Origin of the sequence: Thermovenabulum sp. (assembly GCF_049701175.1) — a bacterium.
Classification (GTDB): Bacteria; Bacillota; Thermosediminibacteria; order Thermosediminibacterales; family Thermosediminibacteraceae; genus Thermovenabulum.
Genome location: NZ_JBNATW010000006.1, coordinates 42294 through 62887 on the forward strand (window position 1 = coordinate 42294; position 20594 = coordinate 62887).

The 20594-nt window shown below is 38.1% G+C and carries 21 protein-coding genes, 6 tRNA genes, 1 other RNA gene and 1 riboswitch; of the genes, 25 read left to right on the top strand and 3 right to left on the bottom strand.

The window, feature by feature from the left end; translation table 11 throughout:
* Window positions 1–4 precede the first annotated feature (4 nt).
* The gene (locus ACPLVF_RS03175; RefSeq protein WP_424906382.1) at window positions 5–1285 is read left to right on the top strand and encodes a polymer-forming cytoskeletal protein; all 1281 of its coding nucleotides are present in this window, start codon (window positions 5–7) and stop codon (window positions 1283–1285) included.
* Here the strand turns inward: ACPLVF_RS03175 and ACPLVF_RS03180 are convergent.
* The gene (locus ACPLVF_RS03180; protein ID WP_424906383.1) at window positions 1282–2472 is read right to left on the bottom strand and encodes an MFS transporter; all 1191 of its coding nucleotides are present in this window, start codon (window positions 2470–2472) and stop codon (window positions 1282–1284) included. The genes ACPLVF_RS03175 and ACPLVF_RS03180 overlap by 4 nt on opposite strands.
* A 304-nt stretch (window positions 2473–2776) precedes the next feature.
* Here ACPLVF_RS03180 and ACPLVF_RS03185 point away from each other — a divergent pair.
* The 7 genes from ACPLVF_RS03185 (at window position 2777) to ACPLVF_RS03215 (ending at window position 3973) form a co-directional block, all read left to right on the top strand.
* Window positions 2777–2863: transfer RNA gene (locus ACPLVF_RS03185), tRNA-Ser, on the top strand.
* A 10-nt stretch (window positions 2864–2873) separates the two neighbouring features.
* Window positions 2874–2969: transfer RNA gene (locus ACPLVF_RS03190), tRNA-Ser, on the top strand.
* 7 nt (window positions 2970–2976) lie between these two features.
* Window positions 2977–3053, top strand: a tRNA-Arg gene (locus ACPLVF_RS03195).
* Window positions 3054–3071: 18 nt separating this feature from the next.
* Window positions 3072–3148: transfer RNA gene (locus ACPLVF_RS03200), tRNA-Arg, on the top strand.
* Between the two features lie 23 nt (window positions 3149–3171).
* Complete coding sequence (gene tadA / locus ACPLVF_RS03205; protein WP_424906384.1) at window positions 3172–3627, top strand: tRNA adenosine(34) deaminase TadA; 456 nt, start codon at window positions 3172–3174, stop codon at window positions 3625–3627.
* 3 nt (window positions 3628–3630) lie between these two features.
* Window positions 3631–3724: transfer RNA gene (locus ACPLVF_RS03210), tRNA-Ser, on the top strand.
* Between the two features lie 154 nt (window positions 3725–3878).
* Window positions 3879–3973: transfer RNA gene (locus ACPLVF_RS03215), tRNA-Ser, on the top strand.
* Between the two features lie 470 nt (window positions 3974–4443).
* Here ACPLVF_RS03215 and ACPLVF_RS03220 read toward each other — a convergent pair.
* The gene (locus tag ACPLVF_RS03220) at window positions 4444–5934 is read right to left on the bottom strand and encodes an HD-GYP domain-containing protein (RefSeq protein WP_424906385.1); all 1491 of its coding nucleotides are present in this window, start codon (window positions 5932–5934) and stop codon (window positions 4444–4446) included.
* A gap of 278 nt (window positions 5935–6212) precedes the next feature.
* Between ACPLVF_RS03220 and ACPLVF_RS03225 the strand changes: the two genes are divergently transcribed.
* Window positions 6213–7946, top strand: a complete 1734-nt coding sequence (locus ACPLVF_RS03225; RefSeq protein ID WP_424906386.1) for a methyl-accepting chemotaxis protein — start codon at window positions 6213–6215, stop codon at window positions 7944–7946.
* Window positions 7947–7963: 17 nt separating this feature from the next.
* On the opposite strand, the gene ACPLVF_RS03230 is transcribed toward ACPLVF_RS03225, so the two are convergent.
* A complete protein-coding gene (locus tag ACPLVF_RS03230; RefSeq protein ID WP_424906387.1) occupies window positions 7964–8155 on the bottom strand; it encodes an EamA family transporter in 192 nt (63 codons plus the stop codon).
* A gap of 137 nt (window positions 8156–8292) precedes the next feature.
* On the opposite strand from ACPLVF_RS03230, the gene ffs reads away from it, so the two are divergent.
* The 16 genes from ffs (at window position 8293) to yabQ (ending at window position 20594) form a co-directional block, all read left to right on the top strand.
* Window positions 8293–8557, top strand: an RNA gene (gene ffs, locus ACPLVF_RS03235) — signal recognition particle sRNA large type.
* A 205-nt stretch (window positions 8558–8762) separates the two neighbouring features.
* Window positions 8763–8920, top strand: a riboswitch (M-box (ykoK) riboswitch).
* 204 nt (window positions 8921–9124) lie between these two features.
* The gene (locus ACPLVF_RS03240; protein WP_424906388.1) at window positions 9125–10372 is read left to right on the top strand and encodes a magnesium transporter; all 1248 of its coding nucleotides are present in this window, start codon (window positions 9125–9127) and stop codon (window positions 10370–10372) included.
* A gap of 27 nt (window positions 10373–10399) precedes the next feature.
* The gene (locus ACPLVF_RS03245; protein WP_424906444.1) at window positions 10400–11638 is read left to right on the top strand and encodes an Nramp family divalent metal transporter; all 1239 of its coding nucleotides are present in this window, start codon (window positions 10400–10402) and stop codon (window positions 11636–11638) included.
* A 34-nt stretch (window positions 11639–11672) separates the two neighbouring features.
* Window positions 11673–13424, top strand: a complete 1752-nt coding sequence (dnaX, locus tag ACPLVF_RS03250) for a DNA polymerase III subunit gamma/tau (RefSeq protein ID WP_424906389.1) — start codon at window positions 11673–11675, stop codon at window positions 13422–13424.
* Window positions 13425–13456: 32 nt separating this feature from the next.
* Window positions 13457–13768 carry a YbaB/EbfC family nucleoid-associated protein gene (locus ACPLVF_RS03255; RefSeq protein WP_424906445.1) on the top strand — a complete coding sequence of 104 codons (312 nt, stop codon included), beginning with the start codon at window positions 13457–13459 and terminating at the stop codon, window positions 13766–13768.
* A gap of 29 nt (window positions 13769–13797) precedes the next feature.
* Complete coding sequence (gene recR / locus ACPLVF_RS03260; protein ID WP_424906390.1) at window positions 13798–14397, top strand: recombination mediator RecR; 600 nt, start codon at window positions 13798–13800, stop codon at window positions 14395–14397.
* A gap of 97 nt (window positions 14398–14494) precedes the next feature.
* Complete coding sequence (locus ACPLVF_RS03265; protein ID WP_424906446.1) at window positions 14495–14635, top strand: ATP-binding protein; 141 nt, start codon at window positions 14495–14497, stop codon at window positions 14633–14635.
* 86 nt (window positions 14636–14721) lie between these two features.
* The gene (locus tag ACPLVF_RS03270) at window positions 14722–14991 is read left to right on the top strand and encodes a YaaL family protein (protein ID WP_424906391.1); all 270 of its coding nucleotides are present in this window, start codon (window positions 14722–14724) and stop codon (window positions 14989–14991) included.
* Window positions 14992–15020: 29 nt separating this feature from the next.
* Entirely contained in the window at window positions 15021–15287 is a 267-nt protein-coding gene (locus tag ACPLVF_RS03275; protein ID WP_424906392.1) for a pro-sigmaK processing inhibitor BofA family protein, read from the top strand.
* Window positions 15288–15595: 308 nt separating this feature from the next.
* Window positions 15596–16174: a 2-oxoacid:acceptor oxidoreductase family protein gene (locus tag ACPLVF_RS03280; protein ID WP_424906393.1), complete on the top strand. Its 579-nt coding sequence runs from the start codon at window positions 15596–15598 to the stop codon at window positions 16172–16174.
* On the top strand, window positions 16171–16536 hold the full coding sequence (locus tag ACPLVF_RS03285) for a 4Fe-4S binding protein (RefSeq protein ID WP_424906394.1): 366 nt from the start codon (window positions 16171–16173) through the stop codon (window positions 16534–16536). Before ACPLVF_RS03280 ends, ACPLVF_RS03285 begins: the two co-directional genes overlap by 4 nt.
* The gene (porA, locus tag ACPLVF_RS03290; RefSeq protein ID WP_424906395.1) at window positions 16526–17704 is read left to right on the top strand and encodes a pyruvate ferredoxin oxidoreductase; all 1179 of its coding nucleotides are present in this window, start codon (window positions 16526–16528) and stop codon (window positions 17702–17704) included. Before ACPLVF_RS03285 ends, porA begins: the two co-directional genes overlap by 11 nt.
* A gap of 12 nt (window positions 17705–17716) precedes the next feature.
* On the top strand, window positions 17717–18664 hold the full coding sequence (locus ACPLVF_RS03295) for a thiamine pyrophosphate-dependent enzyme (RefSeq protein WP_424906396.1): 948 nt from the start codon (window positions 17717–17719) through the stop codon (window positions 18662–18664).
* A 157-nt stretch (window positions 18665–18821) separates the two neighbouring features.
* The gene (locus ACPLVF_RS03300) at window positions 18822–19793 is read left to right on the top strand and encodes a SpoIID/LytB domain-containing protein (protein ID WP_424906447.1); all 972 of its coding nucleotides are present in this window, start codon (window positions 18822–18824) and stop codon (window positions 19791–19793) included.
* A 70-nt stretch (window positions 19794–19863) separates the two neighbouring features.
* Entirely contained in the window at window positions 19864–20145 is a 282-nt protein-coding gene (yabP, locus tag ACPLVF_RS03305; protein WP_424906397.1) for a sporulation protein YabP, read from the top strand.
* Between the two features lie 20 nt (window positions 20146–20165).
* Window positions 20166–20594: a spore cortex biosynthesis protein YabQ gene (gene yabQ, locus ACPLVF_RS03310; protein ID WP_424906398.1), complete on the top strand. Its 429-nt coding sequence runs from the start codon at window positions 20166–20168 to the stop codon at window positions 20592–20594.

A 20594-nucleotide genomic window follows, 5' to 3' on the forward strand; every position in this document is an offset into this window, starting at 1 on the left:
GATTATGAGGCTTTATAAGTATTTTAATAAAGCTTTTAAAGAAAATAAAGGGGCAGTGCTCATTACGGTGCTTCTGGTGGGTTCCCTGCTTATTTTACTGAGCGTTGCCTTTTCGGAGTTTTCCCGAAGCGATTTAAAGGCTTCTCTTTATTATGAAAACAGGGTAAAGGCCCGCTACCTCGCGGAAGGTGGATTGAATAAGGCAATATATGAGTTAAAAAACAATCCTGAAAGGCTCGAGTATATAATTTCTTTAGCGAAGGGAAAAGCTAATGGGATTGTCTTTGACAGCTTAAGCATCGATGAAGGAGATTTAAAGGGGAATATAATTTTAAAAGCCTTATTGGAATCAGAGAATAGGCTAAAAATAATTTCAGAAGGGTCGGCGGGAAATTCTAAATTTACAGCTTATGCTTATTTAACCGTTATAAAAACCTATGAAGCCTTTCTAAAGTTGATTTTCGCATCTTCAGGTTTTTCCTTAAATGGCTCATCAAGGGTAGAGGGGGACATTGTTTTTCTCGGGGATGTGGATTTAAAAGGAAATTTTGAATTAAACGGCAATGTGTATTCAAAAGGGGATGTGGAACTTCAAGGAAGCGCATTGGTTACAAAAAGCATATTCTCCTTAGGAAATGTAAGCTTAGAAGGGAGCGCAGATGTATACGGTGATATTTATGCAAAGGGAGCAATAAATATAAGCGGGGCAGCTAATATTAGGGGGAAAAGCCATCCTTATTATCAGGGGAGCATAAATTTTCCACAGGATATGCCTAAGCTCGATTCTGATTTTTATAAAAGCAGAGCAACGGCAATTTACGAAGGCCCGTATAGTGTAACGACCCTTAGCTTAAATAACAACATAGTTTTTATAGATGATGAAATTGAAGAAGTGATAGATAATAAAGGCAATAGAAAAACAATCGTCCATGAAGGAGATTTTTCCGCAGATAATCTTCAGGGAAGCGGTGTTATATACGCAAAGGGGGATGTGGAGGTAAAAAATATAACAGGAAATGATAACGGCATAATAATAATATCGGAAAAAAATATTACTGTAAAAAATGCGGGGAATGTAAAAAACGCCCTTTTATTTTCACCCAACGGCACAGTGGATATAGGAAATGCTGATTTTGAAGGCAGCATTGTAGCAAGGAATTTTTACTCTAATGGAAGTCCAGTTATTAAATACAGCGACGCCTTTTTAAATTTAAGCGATTACTTACCTCAACAAAACCCTCCCAAAATAAAAATTGATTATATAAAAAAGGAAGGGATATATTAAGAATTCCCTTCCTTTTTTTCTTCTTTTATGAAGAAGGAGAGCATGAATGCCAAAAGGAACATCAGACCCCCGCCGATGAAAGTAAAGGTTATTCCAAAACTGTCACCCAAAAATCCACCCAAGGTAGAGCCCATTATAAGTCCAATGGACATAAGCCCGTTGTAAACTCCAAAGGAACTTCCCTGATTTTCATTTGTCCCCGATTCTGCAATTAAGATGTTTCCAGCAATGGTTACTGCAGCATTAAAAAATCCGAAGAGGAACCTGATAAAAAAGAGAAAACCGAAGGAAGACGCGTATCCTTGTAGTACTGTTAAAAAAGCGCAGCCTGCAAGACCTATTTTGTATATTGCGGAAACCTTGTATTTTGTCCTGCCCAAAAAAGGTGAAGCAATAGCTGTAGATATACCTGTTATGGAAAAGACAAGGCCCGTATAAAGAGAGGCGTTCTCGGGGGAAATCCTATGCATCAAAAGGGTAACTGCAGGGAGTATACCCATTAAAGCGGCCTGCACGAAAATCCCTACCGAGTAAACTATAAGGAGTTTTCTATTTTTGAAGGTTTCGACGATGCTTTGGGCAATGGATGACTTCGGCTTTACGATTTTCCCTTCTTTCACGTTGGTGACATAGGGAAGGGCGCCAGCGATTAAAAGGAGAATTCCCGTGAAGACCATGCTGCCCCTTATCCCAAAAAGTTTTGCTGAAATTCCTCCTATGAGTGGCCCCGTAATGGCGCCCACTGCGGATGCGGCATTTATGATTCCCAGATTGTAGCTTAAATTTTCGGGGGAGCTTGTGGATGCCACAAAGGTAATAGCAGCGGGTATGTATCCTGAGAATGTGCCGTTTAACGCCCTGAGCACCACGAGTTCCATCGGTGTTTTTGCCCTTGCCATTAAGAAGTAGATGACGCTCATCCCGAGGCCTGCCCGCGCCATCATGGGCTTTTTTCCATACCTGTCGGAAATTGCACCCCATATTGGGGACATTATGCCAAACATTAAGGAGTGTATTGAGTATATTAGGCTTGACCACATGGCTATGTTTTGGGTGACCCCCATGTCCAAGAGGAGGTCGGGCAGAAAGGGGGTTATGGAAGAAAAGGCTATTTGAGCTATAAAGACACCGAAAGAAAGAAGATATAGATTTTTATCGAATTTTGAAAAAATGAAATTAAAATTCATTTTAAAAAAGCCCCCAACAAATATAAATTTTATATTAGTTAAAATTATTTTCTAAGCTTGAAGCACTTGATAATTTAATAATTAAAGTATGACAAAAAAAGGTAATTTATTTAATGCTTCATAAAAAATTAATTTAAAATATCAATAAAAAATTAATAATAAATAAACAAAATAAATCCTATATTAATTATAATATATAAACTCCAAAAAGCTCATTAAAATTCCAAAATTTTATATTGTAGCTAAAAATCCATCGTGTTGACAAAAGGGATTTTTTTATGCTATACTTTGAATAGCCATTTGTGGAGGGGTGTCCGAGTGGTTTAAGGAGCTGGTCTTGAAAACCAGTGCCCCAAAAGGGCCGGGGGTTCGAATCCCTCCCCCTCTGCCATAGAAAACGGGGAGAGATGGCCGAGAAGGTCGAAGGCGGTCGCCTGCTAAGCGACTATACGGACCTAAAATCCGTATCGCGGGTTCGAATCCCGCTCTCTCCGCCATTTACATGCGCCTGTAGCTCAACTGGATAGAGCGTCTGACTACGGATCAGAAGGCTGTGGGTTCGACTCCTGCCAGGCGCACCATTATACGTTTTCTTACATGCGCCCGTAGCTCAGGAGGAAAGAGCAGCGGTTTCCTAAACCGCGTGCCGGGGGTTCGAGTCCTCCCGGGCGCACCATTTTATTTAGGTGGAAATGGATAATGGAAAAAGTCCACGAAGCTTTCATGCGCGAGGCTTTGAAGGAAGCAAGAAAAGCCTTTGAAGGAGATGAAGTGCCCGTAGGAGCTGTAATAGTAAAGGACGGCGAAATCATCGCAAGAGGAAGAAACAGACGCGAGAGCCTTCAGGATGCTACCGCCCATGCGGAGATTATAGCGATAAAAGAGGCGTGCGAAAGGCTCAAAAGCTGGAGGCTTTCGGGGTGCACCTTGTACGTCACTCTGGAGCCCTGTCCCATGTGTGCGGGAGCTGTTATACTTTCAAGGATAGACAGAGTAGTTTTTGGTGCATACGATCCAAAAAGCGGATGTGCCGGAAGCGTAATGGATCTTTTTTCTTGCGATAAATTCAACCATCATCCCGAGATAATAGGTGGAGTTTTAGAAGAAGAATGCGCAAGATTATTAAAGGAATTTTTTAAGAAAAAAAGGATCTGAGGTGGAGAGATGGCCGAGAGGTCGAAGGCGCTCGACTCGAAATCGAGTAGGCGGCCTAAAAGCCGTCTCGTGAGTTCGAATCTCACTCTCTCCGCCATAAGAAAATGAACACAATAAAAAAAGAGCAAAATAATAAATATAAAAGTAATAGCTATAATATGAAAATAAAAAAATTATTTATGCATCATGTAAATAATCATTTTAAAATAAATTCTATGTAGAAAATAGATTAAAAAAAGGAAATTTTTCGCGGAGAGATGGCTGAGAGGTCGAAGGCGCTCGACTGGAAATCGAGTAGACGGGTGTTAAGCCCGTCTCGCGGGTTCGAATCCCGCTCTCTCCGCCATTATTATTGGGTTTGAAGGATCAAGGGATAAGGATTAAGGGAGATAATTTTTGACATATTTTTAAAAGAATCATACATACAAAAAATATTGATTTTTTAGTCCACATGACCGCATTCCATGCTTATTATTGAGGAAGAAGGAGTGTGGTCTTTTTAGTGTCAAAGCTACCGGATAAGGCGGTCTCTAATGAAACAGTTAAGTTAACATAAAAAATTTCCCAATGTTATTTGGGGGAAAATCGTTGCAAAATATGGGAATTCCTTCTTGCAAAAAATAAAAAAAGTAATTTCTAATTATTTTTCAACTTTTTCCTTAATTCGATTTGTTTTCGAAAAATTTGTCTAAAAAGTTTATCCCTTGTTGTTTCTAAGATGTTAGAATAGGTGTATTTATAATAGGAAGAAGAATTGTCAAATGCATGATGATAGTTATAACTTATTCTACCATTTAAGGTTATTACTTCTCCATCTTAGAATTTCAGTTTTATCTTATAAAGATTATTAAGGTTTATTGTTAAATTACTATTATCACCATTGACAAATAATAAATCATCAGCAGAAAGTTTTTTAACCTTGATATTTATACTTTTATTATCCTGTAAAATTAAGTTTCCGTCTAAATCCCACAATATTGATACATAGCTTTTTCTCTCGAGAGGTCTTATTTCTGTAATTTGATAAGTATTTTCGTCTAATGGTAATGCATTAACTTCGTATTCGTATATTGAATTGAGAATTTCTACAACTAAGGAAGCAGAAACTAAATTCCATAAGTCTTTCGAGGTTTTAATGGTATTGGTAGATTTAAAATAATATTTTTCATCATTGTTGGAAAAATATCCTTCCAAATTAAAGATTTCGTTATATGTTCGGAGGGAGAGATTGGCGGGTAAAATTTGTCCACTTTTTAATTTTAATATATCCATTGGCAGGATAATTTTTTCATCTATTACATTTAAAGCAGCTTCTACTACGGAGGGGTCAAAATCTTTGCCACTGCAGTTTTTAAGTTCAGTAATTATTTTGTCGATGGGGAGGTTTTTTTTGTAGCTTCTGGGAGAATAAAGGACATCTATGACATCAGCTACTTTTAAGATTCTGCTCACAAGTGGGATTTCATTACCTTTTAGACCAAAAGGATACCCGCTTCCATCATACATTTCATGGTGAGCTCTAACCCATAAGGGTATCTCGGGGTATAAATCCTCAAAAAATTCTTTTGTAATGATGTAGCTGAATTCTACGTGTTTTTTAACTTCTTCATATTCTTCATTGGCTAAAGGACCTTGTTTATTGATAATACTTTCAGGGATTCTGAGTTTACCGATATCATGAAACAAAGCAGCTAAATAAATTTTTTCAAGCTCGTCTTTAGAAAAGTTTAATTTTTTGCCTATTTCTGTTGCCCAAAATGCAACGTTAAAACCATGTAGTCTCATAGAAGGGTGATGGGTTTCTATGATATCTTCAAGAAGCATCAGAAGTTTTTTAATTTTTTCAGTTTCACTTAATTGAATGTACTTAGAATAGACGTAAGAATATATTTCAAAGATGTTGAACCTGTCGAGAAAAGAAGATAATAAAGCTTGAATGTTTTTAGTTTTTTTAATAAATCCGAAATATATACAAACGGTAATATCCTTATTTTGTTCTAATTTGATAGGTAAACATAATTCTTCGACGAAGTTTTTATTCAATGGATAAATAATATCATTCTCTTCATAGAAATAAATGGGTTTATTTTTTTCGCAGGCGAGAGATATAAGGTTGTTATTATCCAAAGTAGAAGGGAATTTTGAATTTATACTGTTATTGTTACTGCATAATTCTTCTATAAAGAAAACTTTATTTTTATTAACTAAAAGAATACTAATATTTTCTATATTAAATTCATTTTTAAAGACTGAAAGATTTTTTATTAAATCAATATCCTCTTTAATTTTGTCAAAACAAGTATTCATTTTCAAAGCCCTCCTTCACCTTTGTTGATATATAAAAAAATTTTTAATATGAGATGAATATTTTGATTTTCTTTTCTCCCTGTTTATAATATTCTACAAATATATGGAAAATCTTGTATATAATAACAAAAAAAATCAATATTTTTTAAAAATAAATACTTTCATGTCAATTGCTTAATGTGAGAATACTGCTAAATAGTAGTCGTTAGCTTAAGTCAAGGGTGCCCACTACGAGGTGGAGTCTAATAAATATAAAAAGTGCAAAGGGGGTAAAAGAAATGGTAGCAGGTAACAATGCTGAAAAGAGTAATAATCTTTTAAAAAACATCAGGTTTACTAATTTGCTCCTTTTGTTTATTGTAATTATTGCAATTTCTTTAGGTTCGATTTCACTACTTGCAATTAAAGACATGAAGGTTCTAAGTGATGATATGAACAACCTTTATAATGATAGAATGCTGCCTTCGCTCCAATTAAAGGAAATGGAAACAGACTCTTATAAAATAAGAGTAGCCTTGGTTCAAATGGTACATTCAAACAGGTATGATGCTGATTTAGAAAAACAAATCAATGAAAAAAAGGATAGTGTAAATAAAATATTGGATTCGTATAGAAACTCAAAAATGAGCGATGAACAAAGACAAATGTTTAGCGAAATAGAAAGCAGTTACAGGGTGTATATGGATAATGCTGCGTTATTGATAGGTAAACTTAAAACAAACAATATAATATCAGAAGCGGAAATTCAAAAATTAGACGAACTGACAGCAAATATGCAGAATGCCATAGATAATCTGGTTAGGTTAAATGCCGAGACTGCGGCTGATGTAGTAAATAAGGCTAATTCAGCATATTCTAAATCGAGAAATATATTTATTGGATTATTTATAATAATAACAGCTATCGCTGTAATTTTAGGAGTTATTCTTTTGAGATTTTTAAGAGCATCAATGGCACAAATTAATTTTGTTGCAGAAAGGCTTAGTCAATATGACTTTACAGTAGAATTGGATGAAAGCGGGAACAACGAATTTGCTCAGATGAACAGATCTTTAAAAATTATTATAGAAAATATCAAGAAAGCAATAGGGGAAGTAAAGAACGAGGCAGAAAAATTAGCGGCAAGTTCGCAGAACCTTACGGCGGTGTCTGAGGAAATGGCGTCTTCTTCACAGGAGCTTGCGAAGACGATGCAACAGGTGGCAGAAGGAGCAACGTCGCAAGCTAATGACCTGCAGGATATAGTCAGCCTTATTGCGGTATTAACAAATAATATAGAGAATGTATATAAGGAACTTCAGGATGTAAAAAATGAAACAGATAATACGACGGATAAAGCTAATATAGGTAAGCGAGAAATGGATAAACTTATAAAGTCAATAGAAGAAATAAGACATGCATTTGAAGTTGTAATAACAAAGGTCAATAATCTTACCAACTCAGTAAGAGAGATAAACAATATAACGAATTTGATAAATGAAATATCGGAACAAACCAACTTGCTCGCACTTAATGCGGCAATAGAAGCTGCAAGAGCAGGAGAATTGGGAAGAGGATTTGCTGTGGTAGCGGAAGAGGTAAGAAAACTTGCAGAAGGGACTAAAAAATCGACAGAGGAGATAAAGCAATTAATAAGTTTAATACAGAAGGATACACAAGAGGTTATAGAAACATCAGATGAAGTAGAAAACTTTATAGAAGCGCAAACAAGCGCAGTAGAAAATACAGTTAAAGCCTTTGCTGACATATTGGATTCAGTGAGAAACATAGCTCCATTAATGGATAGAACGTATCAGGGAATGGATGAAATAGTGAAATCTAAAAATGAAGTTTTGAGCAAGGTAGAAGCTGTAAGTTCGGTAACTCAGGAACACTCAGCTGCGGCGGAGGAAGTTGCGGCATCCTCTGAGGAACTTTCAGCATCATCTGAGGAAGTTGCGGCAACAGCTCAAAGCTTAAGTTCTATGGCAGTTGATTTAGCTAATATAGTTAATAGATTTAAAGTTGCATAAGTTAGTTTAATGTAGAACTATTGGTTTTTGATGTGGGGGCTATAAAAGGTCCCTTTTTTAATTGCTTTTAAAACATTGTCAGATTGTTGAACGATTATGATACCTACCAGAATTACTATTGTTCCGATAACCAGTTGTATAGTTATTTTTTCTTTAAGAAATAACCAGGCTAACAAACTGGCCAATAAAGGTTTTATAAAAAATATCATTGATCCAGAAATTTTTCTATGTGAATAATCTAGTGGATAGCTACAATTGGGGACTTATACACCTTGCTATTTTTAATAAAAGCAGTTATAATTAAACATATAGAATTTATTTAAAAAATATTTGATAACAATCTTGGCCGTGCTAGACGGGGAGGTAGCGGTGCCCTGCACCCACAATCCGCTGCAGTGGGGTCGAATTCCTTCCCGAGGTTTTTTCCCTGTGGGGACCGGCCGGGACAAGTGGCAAAGAAGGTTGGGTCCTGCGCAATGGGAACTTCCGAACCCCGCCAGGTCCGGGAGGAAGCAACGGTAAGGAAGCACTCCCATGTGCCGCGGGGCAGCCTGACCGGAGCTAACTATCCCTGTATCGCCCGGAGGGAAAAATCGACGGAAGGTGCACGGCCTTAACTATTATTATATTGGATAAATGGGGTAGGTATTTAAGAAAAAGCCTACCCTTATTAATTTTTGTTAAAAGTAGTGATATATAAGGGTTTTATAAAGAAAATAAAAGAAATAAGGTATAAAGTTCGAAAAAACAACAAAAAATGTTAAAAAATGAGCAAAATTGCTTGAAAAATAAAAATGCTGTGCTATAATTGTAATTGAGGAAACTCGGTAGGCGAGGCTCCTACAAGGATACAGGCTGCTGCCGCGAAAGATTGGAGACAATCTTAGCTGGTAAACAGGTTTTGCCGAACGGCAAGGCTTAACCTAATGCAGCTTATTAAGCCATGTAGTGCCAAAGCTTGTACGAGGTTAAATTGGTAGGTTTTTGCCTTCACCTCGTCACAAGCAAGAGACAGGAGAAGGCTTTTTTTATTTACTTATTTTAAGGAAAATTAAGTTAAAAGGAGATGGTTTCTTAAATGGACGGTAACCCTGCCAGTAGAACTTTACAAAAACTTGGTGGGGGGATGAAGTAAGGAAAAACATCCCCCCACAAAAAATAATAAGGGGGGATGTTTTATGAAAAATATAACGAGCTTTTACCTCAGCAGGGTAATAGGAAACAGGGTTTCTTACGGAGGAAAGGTTTTTGGGAAGCTTGTCGACTTAGCGGTAGATGTTAATTTTGAAAAGCCTAAGGTAGTAGCTGCTCTAATTAGGGAAAGTGGAGAAGAGAGGTTTTACGATTTTTCTTTCTTTGAGATAAAGAAAGAAAAGGGGCAGTATCGAATAAGCTGCACAGATAAAAGGCCTGTGGATATAGATATTGACAGGACAATGAGGCTTGTGAAGCACATCCTCGACAAACAAATAGTAGATATAAATGGGAGAAAAGTTGTAAGGGTAAATGATGTAAGACTTGCAGTTCTTTCAACAGGAACTTATGCGGTAGCCGTGGATATAGGTGTTGAAGGGCTTTTAAGGAGGCTTGGGCTTGCAAAGCCAATAAAAAAATTTTTTAAAAACTTTGGGAAAAATATTACATCAAAGTTTATTTTATGGGATTACGTACAGCCCATTACTTCTGCCAAGTCGGATTTAAAAATTTCCATGAGCTACAATAAACTTTACACCCTGCATCCTTCAGACCTTGCCGATATTATCGAAGACCTCGACAAAAAGACTCAGGCTGCAGTGTTTGCATCCCTTGATGACGAGAAGGCAGCAGATGTTTTAGAAGAACTTGAGACAAAAGCTCAAATTAACGTACTTGAAAGCCTTCCAGTTGAAAAGGCTGCCGATGTTTTGGAAAAAATGCCCTTTGATGAAGCTGCAGACATACTCGACGATATAAACAAGGAAAGGGCAGACAAGATATTAAACGAAATGGATGTACGGGCTTCACGTGAAATAAAAGAGCTGATGCAGTATCCGGAACATACAGTAGGAAGTATTATGGTGAGGGACTTTATATCCTTTAAGACCACCTTTACCGTTGAGGATACTATAAAAGAGCTCAGGAGGATAAAACCTGATGCGGATGTGATATATTACCTTTATGTTACCGATGAAATAGGGAAGCTCGTAGGAGTGGTGTCCTTAAGGGATCTTGTGATAGCAGAGCCGGATACACCCCTTAAAGACATAATGAAACAAGACGTAATTTTTGTCAAGGATACTGATGACGTAAATTCCCTTATCGGTATTATTTCTAAATACAGCTTATTGGCTGTCCCCGTAATCGATGCAGAAAAAAGGCTTATAGGGGTCGTAATTATAAACGACATTGTGTATGAACTCCTTAAACGAAACAGAAGAATGGCATAAAAAGGCAATAGGGAGGGAGCAAAAATGATGCAGAGAAACTCGGGATTTTTGAAAAAAATGTTTTTGCTTTTCAGCGTAATAGGTCCTGGCCTTATTACAGGGATAGCAGATGATGATGCCACGGGAATTGCTACCTATGCAAGCGTAGGGGCATCTTACGGGTATAAAATGCTTTGGGGACTTTTTTTAATAACAATAAGTCTAATTGTTGTTCAAGAAATGGCAGCACGTATGGGAGCTGTTACAGGAAAGGGGCTTTCGGCTCTTATTAGGGAAAATTTTGGCGTAAAAATGACCCTTTTTGCCATGGTTACGCTTCTTATTACGAATCTTGCTATTACTATTGCAGATTTTGCGGGAGCTGCTGCAAGCCTTGAAATACTAAATATTCCCAAGTACATTTCCATGCCTATTGTTGCCTTATTGGTATGGACGGTTACTTTAAGAGGATCTTATAAAAAAGCAGAGAGGTTTTTTCTTGCCATTTCCCTCGTAATGATATCTTATATTATTGCAGCTTTTCTTGTAAAACCCGATTGGGGCGAGGTTATTAGAAACACCTTCATCCCTACTTTTAGCTTTGACAGGGATTTTGTTCTTATGTTTATTGCGATGGTGGGTACAACTATAACACCTTGGATGCAGTTTTACCATCAGGCTTCGGTGGTAGATAAAGGAATAGATATAGAGCATTATGAATACGAAAAGATGGATGTGGTAATTGGGGCTTTGGTAAGCAACATTCTTGCATTTTTTATCATAGTTACCACAGCTGCTACCTTAAATAAAGCGGGCATAAGCATAGAAATGGCAGAGGATGCAGCAATAGCTTTAAAACCCCTTGCAGGGAATTATGCTTCTACCCTTTTTGCCGTTGGACTTTTTGGGGCTTCTTTAATTGCAGCTCATATTGTCCCACTTTCTACTGCTTATGCCATAACCGAAGCGTTTGGGTTTGAAAACGGGCTTGATAAAAAATTTAAAGAAGCTCCGGTTTTTTACGGGATAATACTATTTTTTATTATAATAGGCTCCGGGGTCATATTCCTGCCCAGCTCCCTTTTTATTAAGCTCATCATTATTTCACAGGAAGTTACAGGTATCTTGACGCCGATTATCCTTATATATATGATAAAACTTACAAACAACAAAGATGTAATGGGGGAATATACCAACAGCGGTGCCTTTAACATAGTAGCTTGGATAACTGTAGGATTTATAATTTTCCTTACAATAGTCCTTACTGTCTCTCCCTTTTTAAGCTGATGTTATACCTTTTTTAAGGAATGGAGGGGCTTTCTTGAGCTATATTGCACTTTATAGAAAGTACAGGCCTCAGAATTTTGATGAAATAGTAGGTCAAAAGCCGATAGTAAAGATACTGAAAAACCAATTGAAAGCGGGTCAAATAGGCCACGCCTACCTTTTCTGCGGGATGAGGGGTACGGGAAAAACCAGCACTGCAAGGGTTTTTGCAAAAGCCTTAAACTGCGAAAAAGGGCCTACTGATAACCCCTGCAGCCAATGTAAAAACTGCATAGCCTTTCAAAACGGCTCTTTTACGGATGTAGTTGAAATGGATGCTGCCTCTCACCGGGGTATTGATGATATAAGGGATTTGAGGGAGAAGGTGAATTTCCCGCCTTCTCAGGGGAGATACCGCGTATACATTATCGATGAGGTGCACATGCTGACTCAAGAGGCCTTTAACGCCCTTTTAAAGACCTTAGAAGAGCCACCAAAACACGCTGTATTTATCCTGTGCACCACCGAACCCAACAGACTCCCTGCTACTATCCTTTCTCGGTGTATGAGGTTTGACTTTAAAAGGGTATCTTCGACAGATATCATTGAGCATTTAAAAAGGATAACCGAAAAGCAGGGTATTAAAGTCGACGATAAGGCCTTAAGGATAATTGCGAGGCATTCTCAAGGATCTATAAGGGATGCCTTGAGCCTTCTTGATAAGGCAGCGGGCATTAGCAGGGATTTTGTGACCTACGAAGATGTGCTTGATGTTTTTGGTGCGGTGGAAGACGAAATGTTTTTTAAAATTGCCTTAGCGGCAAAAGAAAAACAGGCAGGGGAACTTTTAAAAATCCTTGAAGAAATAATAGAAAAGGGAAAGGATATCAACAGGTTTACCGAAGACTTGATTTTCTTTTACAGGAACTTATTGCTCATGGTATTGAAAAGCCCGGAGGAATTGATTGACCTTCCGCAAGAAGATTTGGAAAGGTTAAAAGAAATGGCTTTAAAATACAAAAAAGAGGAGATTTTGCAGATTCTCGATGTTCTCAAAATAGCAGCAAATGAAGTAAAGTGGACCTCTATTCCCCGAATAGTTTTAGAATCAGCCCTTGTTAAACTCACACTTGTTGCTCCCACAGTGGTTGTGCAAAAAGAAAGCGAACTAATAAATAAAATAAGTGCTTTAGAGGAAAGAATAAAGGGATTAGAGCAGGAAATTAATACTTTAAAAACAAAATATGAAAATTTAAGCCATAAAACGTCCGATGAAATAGAAGATGAACTTAAAAAGGATGAAAAAAAGGATGAAATACCTGAAAACAAAAGTGTAAACGAAGAAAAGGGAGAAAAGATAGAAAGGGATAAAAAGTCAAGGAGAAAAACTTCAAAAGAGGAAGGTGAAAAAAAGACTATTGAAAAATCCGATGAGGAAAAGGATGAAGCTTTGGAACTTTTAAAGGCAAAATGGCAGGACGTAGTAGATTTTCTTTCTAAAAATGGTAAAATGATACTCTCAAGCATGCTTTCTTCATTCAAGGTATTGCCCTATAAAGTCCAAGGCAGAAATTTGATGCTTTTAGCGGAGGGCGCTTCGCAGGGTCAAGTAGATTTTATAATGAACCAAAAAAGGTTAATCGAGGAAACGGTAAAAAACCTTTGCGGCATAGAATACAATATTGCGGAAATAAAAATAGCAACTGAAGATAGTAAAACTGAGGGGAAAGAGGAATTTAATGACGATTTGGTAAGAAATGTGATAAAATTGTTCGGGGAAGATATTGTTGAAATAAAAGAGGAATAAAGGAGGCGGGTTTCTTGAAAAACTTTGGCCCGATGGGCAATATGGGCAAATTGATGAAACAGGTTCAAAAAATGCAGGAGGAAATGATAAAACTCCAGGAGGAGCTGAAGCAAAGAACTGTAGAAGCTACCGCAGGAGGAGGGGCTGTAAAAGCCGTTGTTAATGGTAAAAAAGAATTGGTTGAAATAAAGATAGAACGGGACGTGGTAGACCCCGATGATGTGGAAATGCTTCAGGACCTGATATTAGCTGCTGTGAATGAAGCCTTAAACAAAGCTGAAGAAATGGTGACAAATGAAATGGGCAAATTAACCGGAGGTTTAAACATACCTGGGCTAATTTAACTCTAACCCTTTTGAAGGAAGGATAAAGTATGTCATACTATGCAAAGCCAATAGCAAAACTCATAGATGAACTTTCAAAGCTCCCCGGAATCGGTCCAAAAACCGCTCAAAGGCTTACCTATCATATACTGAAGCTGCCGAGGGAAAGGGTAAAAAAACTTGCTGATGCCCTTTTAGATGTGAAGGATTCTATAATATACTGCTCTATATGCGGAAATTTTACCGAAAAGGACCCGTGTGCTATTTGCGAAAACCCTTATAGGGAAAAAAGCGTAATAATGGTTGTGGAAGAGCCTAAGGATGTGGTGGCTATTGAAAAAACGAGAGAGTATAAGGGACTTTACCACGTGCTTCACGGTGCACTTTCACCCTTAGAAGGAATTGGCCCTGATGACATAAGGATAAAAGAGCTTTTAGGGAGGATTGGCCAGGGCGTAAAAGAGGTAATCCTTGCTACAAATTCGGATGTGGAAGGTGAGGCAACGGCCCTTTATATAGCAAAGCTCTTAAAACCGATGGGAGTAAAGGTGACGAGGATAGCCCACGGAATCCCAATGGGCGGAGACCTTGACTATGCTGACGAAATTACCCTTTCTAAAGCCTTAGAAGGCAGAAGGGAGATTGTATAGACATAGAGTGAGAGGGTTAGGGAAAATAAAAATATTCCTTTACCCTCATTATTTTTTATTATAGTGTCCCCAGAATCATCCATGCCCTTCGGTAAGGATTTGCCCTACGGGCGCTTTGACCCAAAAGGGTTTTAATGTTCCCCAAGTGGATGAGGATAAATGTATAAAATGCATGAAATGTGTTTCTTATTGTCCTACTGGTGCAATTACTTTAAAGAAAAAAGTTAATGTGAAGTAGTTTTATTATATATCCCCTCTGCATAATATAGTAATATGAATATTTCCCCTTGAAATTGGAAATAATTTCATCAGAGGGGATGAATTGTGAAAGGGGAAAATAAAAATAACGTTTTGTCGTGGCTTTCTGCTTTGTTTTTTGAAGAGGTAGAAGAAGAAAATGTAAAGGATGATTTGGTTGAAGAGTTAAAAAGAGCGAAAAATGAATGGATCGCGGCAGAAAAATATTTTGAAAGTGTAAGCGACCCCGATTTGGTGGAATATGCAATATACAATATCGAAGCGGCCAAAAGAAAATATATTTATTTATTAAAAAAGGCAAGGGAAGAAGGAATAACCTCCGGTTATGTAAAATAAATTTAGTACAAAAAACCGGAGGTGAAAACATGCATGTTGATATATGGGCTATAGCAGCTTACGCTTTCGGGCTTTTGATGCTTTATGCTATTGCGAAAATTCTTGTTGCTCCTCTAAGGCTTATATTAAAACTGATTTACAACGGGATTATCGGAGGGATTTTATTACTGGGATTGAACGCTATTGGTTCTTTTTTTGGACTTCATATTGCGATAAATCCTTTGAATGCGTTGATAGCCGGTTTTTTAGGTGTTCCCGGTATCCTTCTTCTCATATTTGTGAAGTATTTTCTTTGAGGTAAAATATAATATAAGCATATTTTTTATTTTTAACCCCGAAAAGGGGTTTTTATTTTTTAGCTTGACCTATAAAATTTTGTCTGTTATACTTTAAGTGGCAAAACTGTTACAATAAAAAGAACCGCAAATTCGTAGATTTTACAGAAGCTGTTATATAAAACTGAACAAACTGTATTATAACAGAACAATTATACAAATATTTTTTGAAATTTTATTTTTTTGTGTTAAAATAGTAAAAGATGTTTTAAATTAAATAAAACAAAAGTTGTAAGTATTTTTAAACCTGAAAGGAGGATAAAACAAAAATGGCAAAGATGCTTGAAATCCGCTGGCATGCAAGAGGCGGACAAGGTGCTAAGACGGCCGCTTTAATGCTTGCTGAATCAATAGCGGAAATGGGTAAGTATGTTCAAGGGTTCCCGGAATACGGGCCTGAAAGGATGGGTGCTCCTATTCTTGCCTTTAACAGAATCAGCGACGAGCCTATTTTTGTCCATTCCAATGTTACAAACCCCAATATTGTAATCGTTCTTGACCCTACATTGCTTGGGAAGGCAAAGATAACCGATGGGGTGCCTGAAGACGGCATTTATATTATCAACACCTCAAAGTCTCCTGAAGAGATAAGAAAAATTTTAGGAATAACGACCGGCAAGATTTTTACCATTGATGCAACACAGATTTCCATAGATACAATCGGCCGTCCCATACCAAATACTCCCATGATGGGTGCTTTTATAAGGGCAACGGGGATAATACCCTTTGAAACCTTTATAGAACATATGAGGGAACAGCTTACTAAGAAATTTAAGTCAAAGCCTGAAGTTATTGAAGGTAACCTGAAGGCGATTGAAAGGGCCTATATGGAGGTGAAGAGCGAATGATTTCTAACAAAAATTTTGGATCAGGCACCAGGATAAGCTCGGTAAAACCGGGTATGAAATGGTGGGAAATAACGAGAGCTGGGAATATTTACTCTCCCGGCAATTCTAAGGAATACGAGACAGGCGATTGGAGGTCTATCCGTCCCGTTTGGAATAAAGAAAAATGTATTAACTGCCTTATATGCTGGCGTTACTGTCCGGATTCATCGATAATAGTAGAAAACGGGAAATTTGGGCAAATCGACTATATGCACTGCAAGGGATGCGGCATTTGCGCTAAAGTATGCCCTGTTAATGCGATAGATATGAAACCTGAAGATGAAACAGAAAAGATAAAGGAGGTTGGCGCTGATGAAAACTAGGGTTGCGCTTACCGGCAATGAGGCTATTGCCCATGCTATGAAGCAGGTTAATCCTGACGTGGTAGCAGCCTACCCCATTACACCTCAAACAGAAATAGTACAGATATTTTCGAGTTTTGTAGCAAACGGGCAGGTAGATACCGAATTTGTGGCGGTTGAAAGCGAACACAGCGCAATGAGTGCAGCTATAGGTGCTGCAGCAGCGGGAGCAAGGGCTATGACCGCTACGTCAAGCCAGGGTCTTGCCCTGATGTTTGAAATGGTTTACATAGCATCATCGTTGAGATTACCCATAGTTTTCCCGGTTGTAAACAGGGCCTTAAGCGGGCCCATTAACATACACTGCGACCACAGCGATGCAATGGGGCTTAGGGATTCAGGGGTTATACAGCTCTTTTCAGAAAATGCCCAGGAGGCTTACGATAACCTTATTCAGGCCTTCAGAATAGCTGAACACCCTGATGTAAGGCTTCCCGTCATGGTCAACCTTGATGGTTTTATTACAAGCCATGCTATGGATGTTTTGGAGGTCTTGGACGACGAAACGGTAAAAAATTTCGTTGGCGAATACAAACCTGAAGATTATCTATTAGATGCTAAAAACCCCATTTCCATGGGTAACTTGGACCTTTACGATTTCTACTTCGAACACAGGCGCCAGCAAACCGCAGCAATGGAAGCAGCGAAGGAAGTAATAAAAGAAGTAGGAAAGGAATTTGCAAAGATTTCCGGAAGGGAATACGGGCTTATAGAAAAATACCATTTAGATGATGCGGAAGTTGCAGTTATTGTGCTGAACTCTGCAGCAGGAACAGCAAAGGGAACTTGTGAAGAGCTTAGGAAAAAGGGAATGAAGGTAGGAGTATTGAAGCCAAGGGTTTATAGGCCTTTCCCGCACGAAGAGATAAAAGAGGCATTAAAGAATGTGAAAGCTGTTGCGGTAATGGACAGAGCTGAAACCTTCTCTACAAACGGCGGGCCTATGTTCCAGGAAGTAAGAAATGCGCTCTTCGATTTAAGAGGAGATATAAAGGTTGTGAACTACATTTACGGGCTCGGCGGTAGAGACTTGTTAGTAGAACATGTAGAAAAGGTTTATAATGATCTTTATGCAATAAAGGATGGAAAATCCTTAAATACAGTAAATTACCTCGGGCTTAGAGAGTAGGAGGTGTAAAAGATGGCTACATTAAAAGAGCTTTCAAAGGTACCTGAAAGGCTTGTAGGTGGCCACAGGCTTTGTGCAGGATGCGGACACGGAATTTCCACAAGAATGGTCTTAAATGCCATTGAAGAAAACGACCATGTGGTTGTAGGATGTGCAACCGGTTGCCTTGAGGTTGCAACTACCATTTATCCTTTTACTGCGTGGAACTGCTCCTTTATCCACAGCGCATTTGAAAACGCAGGGGCAACAATTAGCGGTGTAGAAGCCGCTTATAAGGCTTTGAAAAAGAAAGGGAAAGTTACGGAAAACTTTAAGTTTATAGCCTTCGGCGGAGACGGCGGCACTTACGACATCGGACTCCAATCCCTTTCCGGAGCAATGGAAAGAGGACACAATATAGTATACGTATGCTTGGACAATGAAGCTTACATGAACACGGGTATTCAGCGTTCTTCTGCTACCCCAATTGGTGCGGATACCACTACAAGCCCGGCGGGCAAGGTAATACCTGGAAAACAGCAGCCCAGGAAAGACCTGACTGCGATTATGGCAGCGCATAATATACCCTATGTAGCTCAAGCTGCTTTGAGCAACTGGCAAGATTTATACAAGAAGGCTAAAAAAGCTGTAGATGTAGAAGGCCCTGCATTTTTAAATATCCTTTCACCGTGTCCGAGAGGGTGGCGCTACAATACACCTGAAATTATGGAAATCTCAAAGCTTGCCGTTGAAACCAGATTCTGGCCTTTATACGAGGTAGAGGATGGGAAATGGAAGCTCAACTACAAACCCAAGAAGTACGTACCAATAGAAGAATTCTTAAAGCCTCAGGGAAGGTTCAAGCACCTTTTCAAACAAGGAAACGAGCACGTTATAAAAGCAATACAAGAAGAAATAGATAAAAGATGGCTTGCCCTTCTTGAAAGGTGTGGGGAAACTCCCGAACTTCCACCCAGGTAAAAAAGATAGTGACTCCCGATTAATTTGGTATTTCCTATTAATCGGGAGTTTTTGTTTTAATTAAAAACATAATAAGACTGGTGTAATTTTCAAATAATAAAAATGAAACCACCTTTTAGGGAGGAAGGAAAAAGTGAAAAAAAGTAGTGTATTTCGGATGATTTTTATTTTTGTATTGGTTGCCTTAATTATTGCTTTAGGGTTTTCTACCGGGTGTACTCTGAAACAAAAGTCAAAGGAAAGTTCTCCGCAGGCCTTGCCCAAAATCCCCGAAAAGATAAGCAAGGGTGAAAACAAGGAGCCGGAGCTTAAAGTCTACGTAGTCAAGGATAAAAAAATAGAGCAGATGAAATTGGAGGATTATGTTGCTGGGGTTGTTGCTGGTGAGGTAGAAAACTACTGGGAGCCTGCTGCACTGGCTGCACAGGCAATACTTGCAAGAACCTATGTATTGGAATTTATAAAAGATAAAGGCGGTTCTAAATACCAAGGAGCTGATATTTCTACTGATTTTGAAGAGGCTCAGGCATGGAATCCCGATAATATAAATGAAAATATAAAAAAGGCGGTAGAATCTACGAGGGGAATGGTTGTAACATATCAAGGGGATTTCATAAAAGCCTGGTTTCACTCCCACAGCGGAGGAATGACTGCAACAGCAAAGGAAGGGCTGAATTTTAAAGGGGAAGAACCGCCTTATATCCAAGTGGTAAAATCACCTGATGAAAATGTAGGGCCTGAAGGCAAAAGGGTGTGGAGGTATGAGTTCTGGAAGGATGAGGTGAGAAGACTTATTAAGGAAAAATTAGGACAGGATACGGGGGAAATAAACGAGGTTGGCGTGGTAGAAAGGGGACCTTCCGGTAGAGCAGTAAAGATTAAAATAGGAAATGCCGTTGTACACGGTGCAGACCTCAGGATTGCCCTTGACCCGATGAAGATGAGGTCAAATTTGATTACGAGCCTTAGAATTGAAGGAAACAAGATTGTGATGGAAGGTAAGGGGTTTGGGCACGGTGTGGGGTTGTCTCAGTGGGGAGCAAATGAAATGGCAAAACAGGGTAAAAAAGCCGAAGATATCATTAAGTATTATTTTAAAGGAGTTGAAATAGTAAAACTCTGGAATTAAATCATATTTTAGCGCCCTCCTACATAAAATTTTCTAAAAGGAAAATTGAATGAAAGGGGGGCTATTTTTTATGGAGGAAAAAAACGCAGCAAATCATAAAGTGTTTATACAGGATAGGGAGTTCCTTGAAATAACGGGAGTGACAAATGTGGAAAAATTTACCGATGGAGAAATCCTCCTTGAAACCGTTAAAGGGATGCTTAATATTAAAGGCGAGAAAATGCACATGAAACAATTGAATTTGGAAGCAGGAAATATTTCCATAGAGGGCTATATAAAGATGCTTTCTTACACTGAAGATGTTAAGGAAAAGGAAAAAGGGAAGGGCTTACTTCAGAAACTTCTTAAATAAAAAGGTTTAAGGTGGTAAAGGTGTATGATAGAGAATTGGATTTTATGATTATTGTGCTGTCTTTTTTTTCAGGTATTGTTATTGGTGTGATTTTTGATATTTATAGGAGGATAAGAAAGGTATTAAACCTAGGGAATATTGGAACGGCTTTAGGGGACTTGATTTTCTGGTTGATAGTAACCCTTTTTTCTTTTGCAATTATAAATACTTATTTGTTTGGCTGGGTCAGGGGCTATTTTTTCATAGGGTTGTTTACAGGTTTTTATATATATATAAAAACTATAAGTAGATTTATTATAAAACTTTTGATTATTTTAGAAAAAGTATTTTGCTTTTTTGCCTTTTTACCTGAAATTGCCGTAAAAAAAATAAATGGAATAAGATTTATAAAAAGGGCCTCGAAGGAAATAAAAAATTTAAGAAGAATTTTTAAAAAAATAAAAAAATAA

Coding starts and splice junctions, on each gene's coding strand:
- ACPLVF_RS03225 (WP_424906386.1), top strand. CDS start 6,213: ATGGTAGCAGGTAACAATGCTGAAAAGAGTAATAATCTTTTAAAAAAC.
- ACPLVF_RS03275 (WP_424906392.1), top strand. CDS start 15,021: ATGCATGTTGATATATGGGCTATAGCAGCTTACGCTTTCGGGCTTTTG.
- ACPLVF_RS03295 (WP_424906396.1), top strand. CDS start 17,717: ATGGCTACATTAAAAGAGCTTTCAAAGGTACCTGAAAGGCTTGTAGGT.
- ACPLVF_RS03285 (WP_424906394.1), top strand. CDS start 16,171: ATGATTTCTAACAAAAATTTTGGATCAGGCACCAGGATAAGCTCGGTA.
- tadA (WP_424906384.1), top strand. CDS start 3,172: ATGGAAAAAGTCCACGAAGCTTTCATGCGCGAGGCTTTGAAGGAAGCA.
- ACPLVF_RS03255 (WP_424906445.1), top strand. CDS start 13,457: ATGGGCAATATGGGCAAATTGATGAAACAGGTTCAAAAAATGCAGGAG.
- ACPLVF_RS03240 (WP_424906388.1), top strand. CDS start 9,125: ATGAAAAATATAACGAGCTTTTACCTCAGCAGGGTAATAGGAAACAGG.
- ACPLVF_RS03230 (WP_424906387.1), bottom strand. CDS start 8,155: ATGATATTTTTTATAAAACCTTTATTGGCCAGTTTGTTAGCCTGGTTA.
- yabP (WP_424906397.1), top strand. CDS start 19,864: ATGGAGGAAAAAAACGCAGCAAATCATAAAGTGTTTATACAGGATAGG.
- ACPLVF_RS03180 (WP_424906383.1), bottom strand. CDS start 2,472: ATGAATTTTAATTTCATTTTTTCAAAATTCGATAAAAATCTATATCTT.
- porA (WP_424906395.1), top strand. CDS start 16,526: ATGAAAACTAGGGTTGCGCTTACCGGCAATGAGGCTATTGCCCATGCT.
- ACPLVF_RS03300 (WP_424906447.1), top strand. CDS start 18,822: ATGATTTTTATTTTTGTATTGGTTGCCTTAATTATTGCTTTAGGGTTT.
- ACPLVF_RS03280 (WP_424906393.1), top strand. CDS start 15,596: ATGGCAAAGATGCTTGAAATCCGCTGGCATGCAAGAGGCGGACAAGGT.
- ACPLVF_RS03220 (WP_424906385.1), bottom strand. CDS start 5,934: ATGAATACTTGTTTTGACAAAATTAAAGAGGATATTGATTTAATAAAA.
- ACPLVF_RS03175 (WP_424906382.1), top strand. CDS start 5: ATGAGGCTTTATAAGTATTTTAATAAAGCTTTTAAAGAAAATAAAGGG.
- recR (WP_424906390.1), top strand. CDS start 13,798: ATGTCATACTATGCAAAGCCAATAGCAAAACTCATAGATGAACTTTCA.
- ACPLVF_RS03245 (WP_424906444.1), top strand. CDS start 10,400: ATGCAGAGAAACTCGGGATTTTTGAAAAAAATGTTTTTGCTTTTCAGC.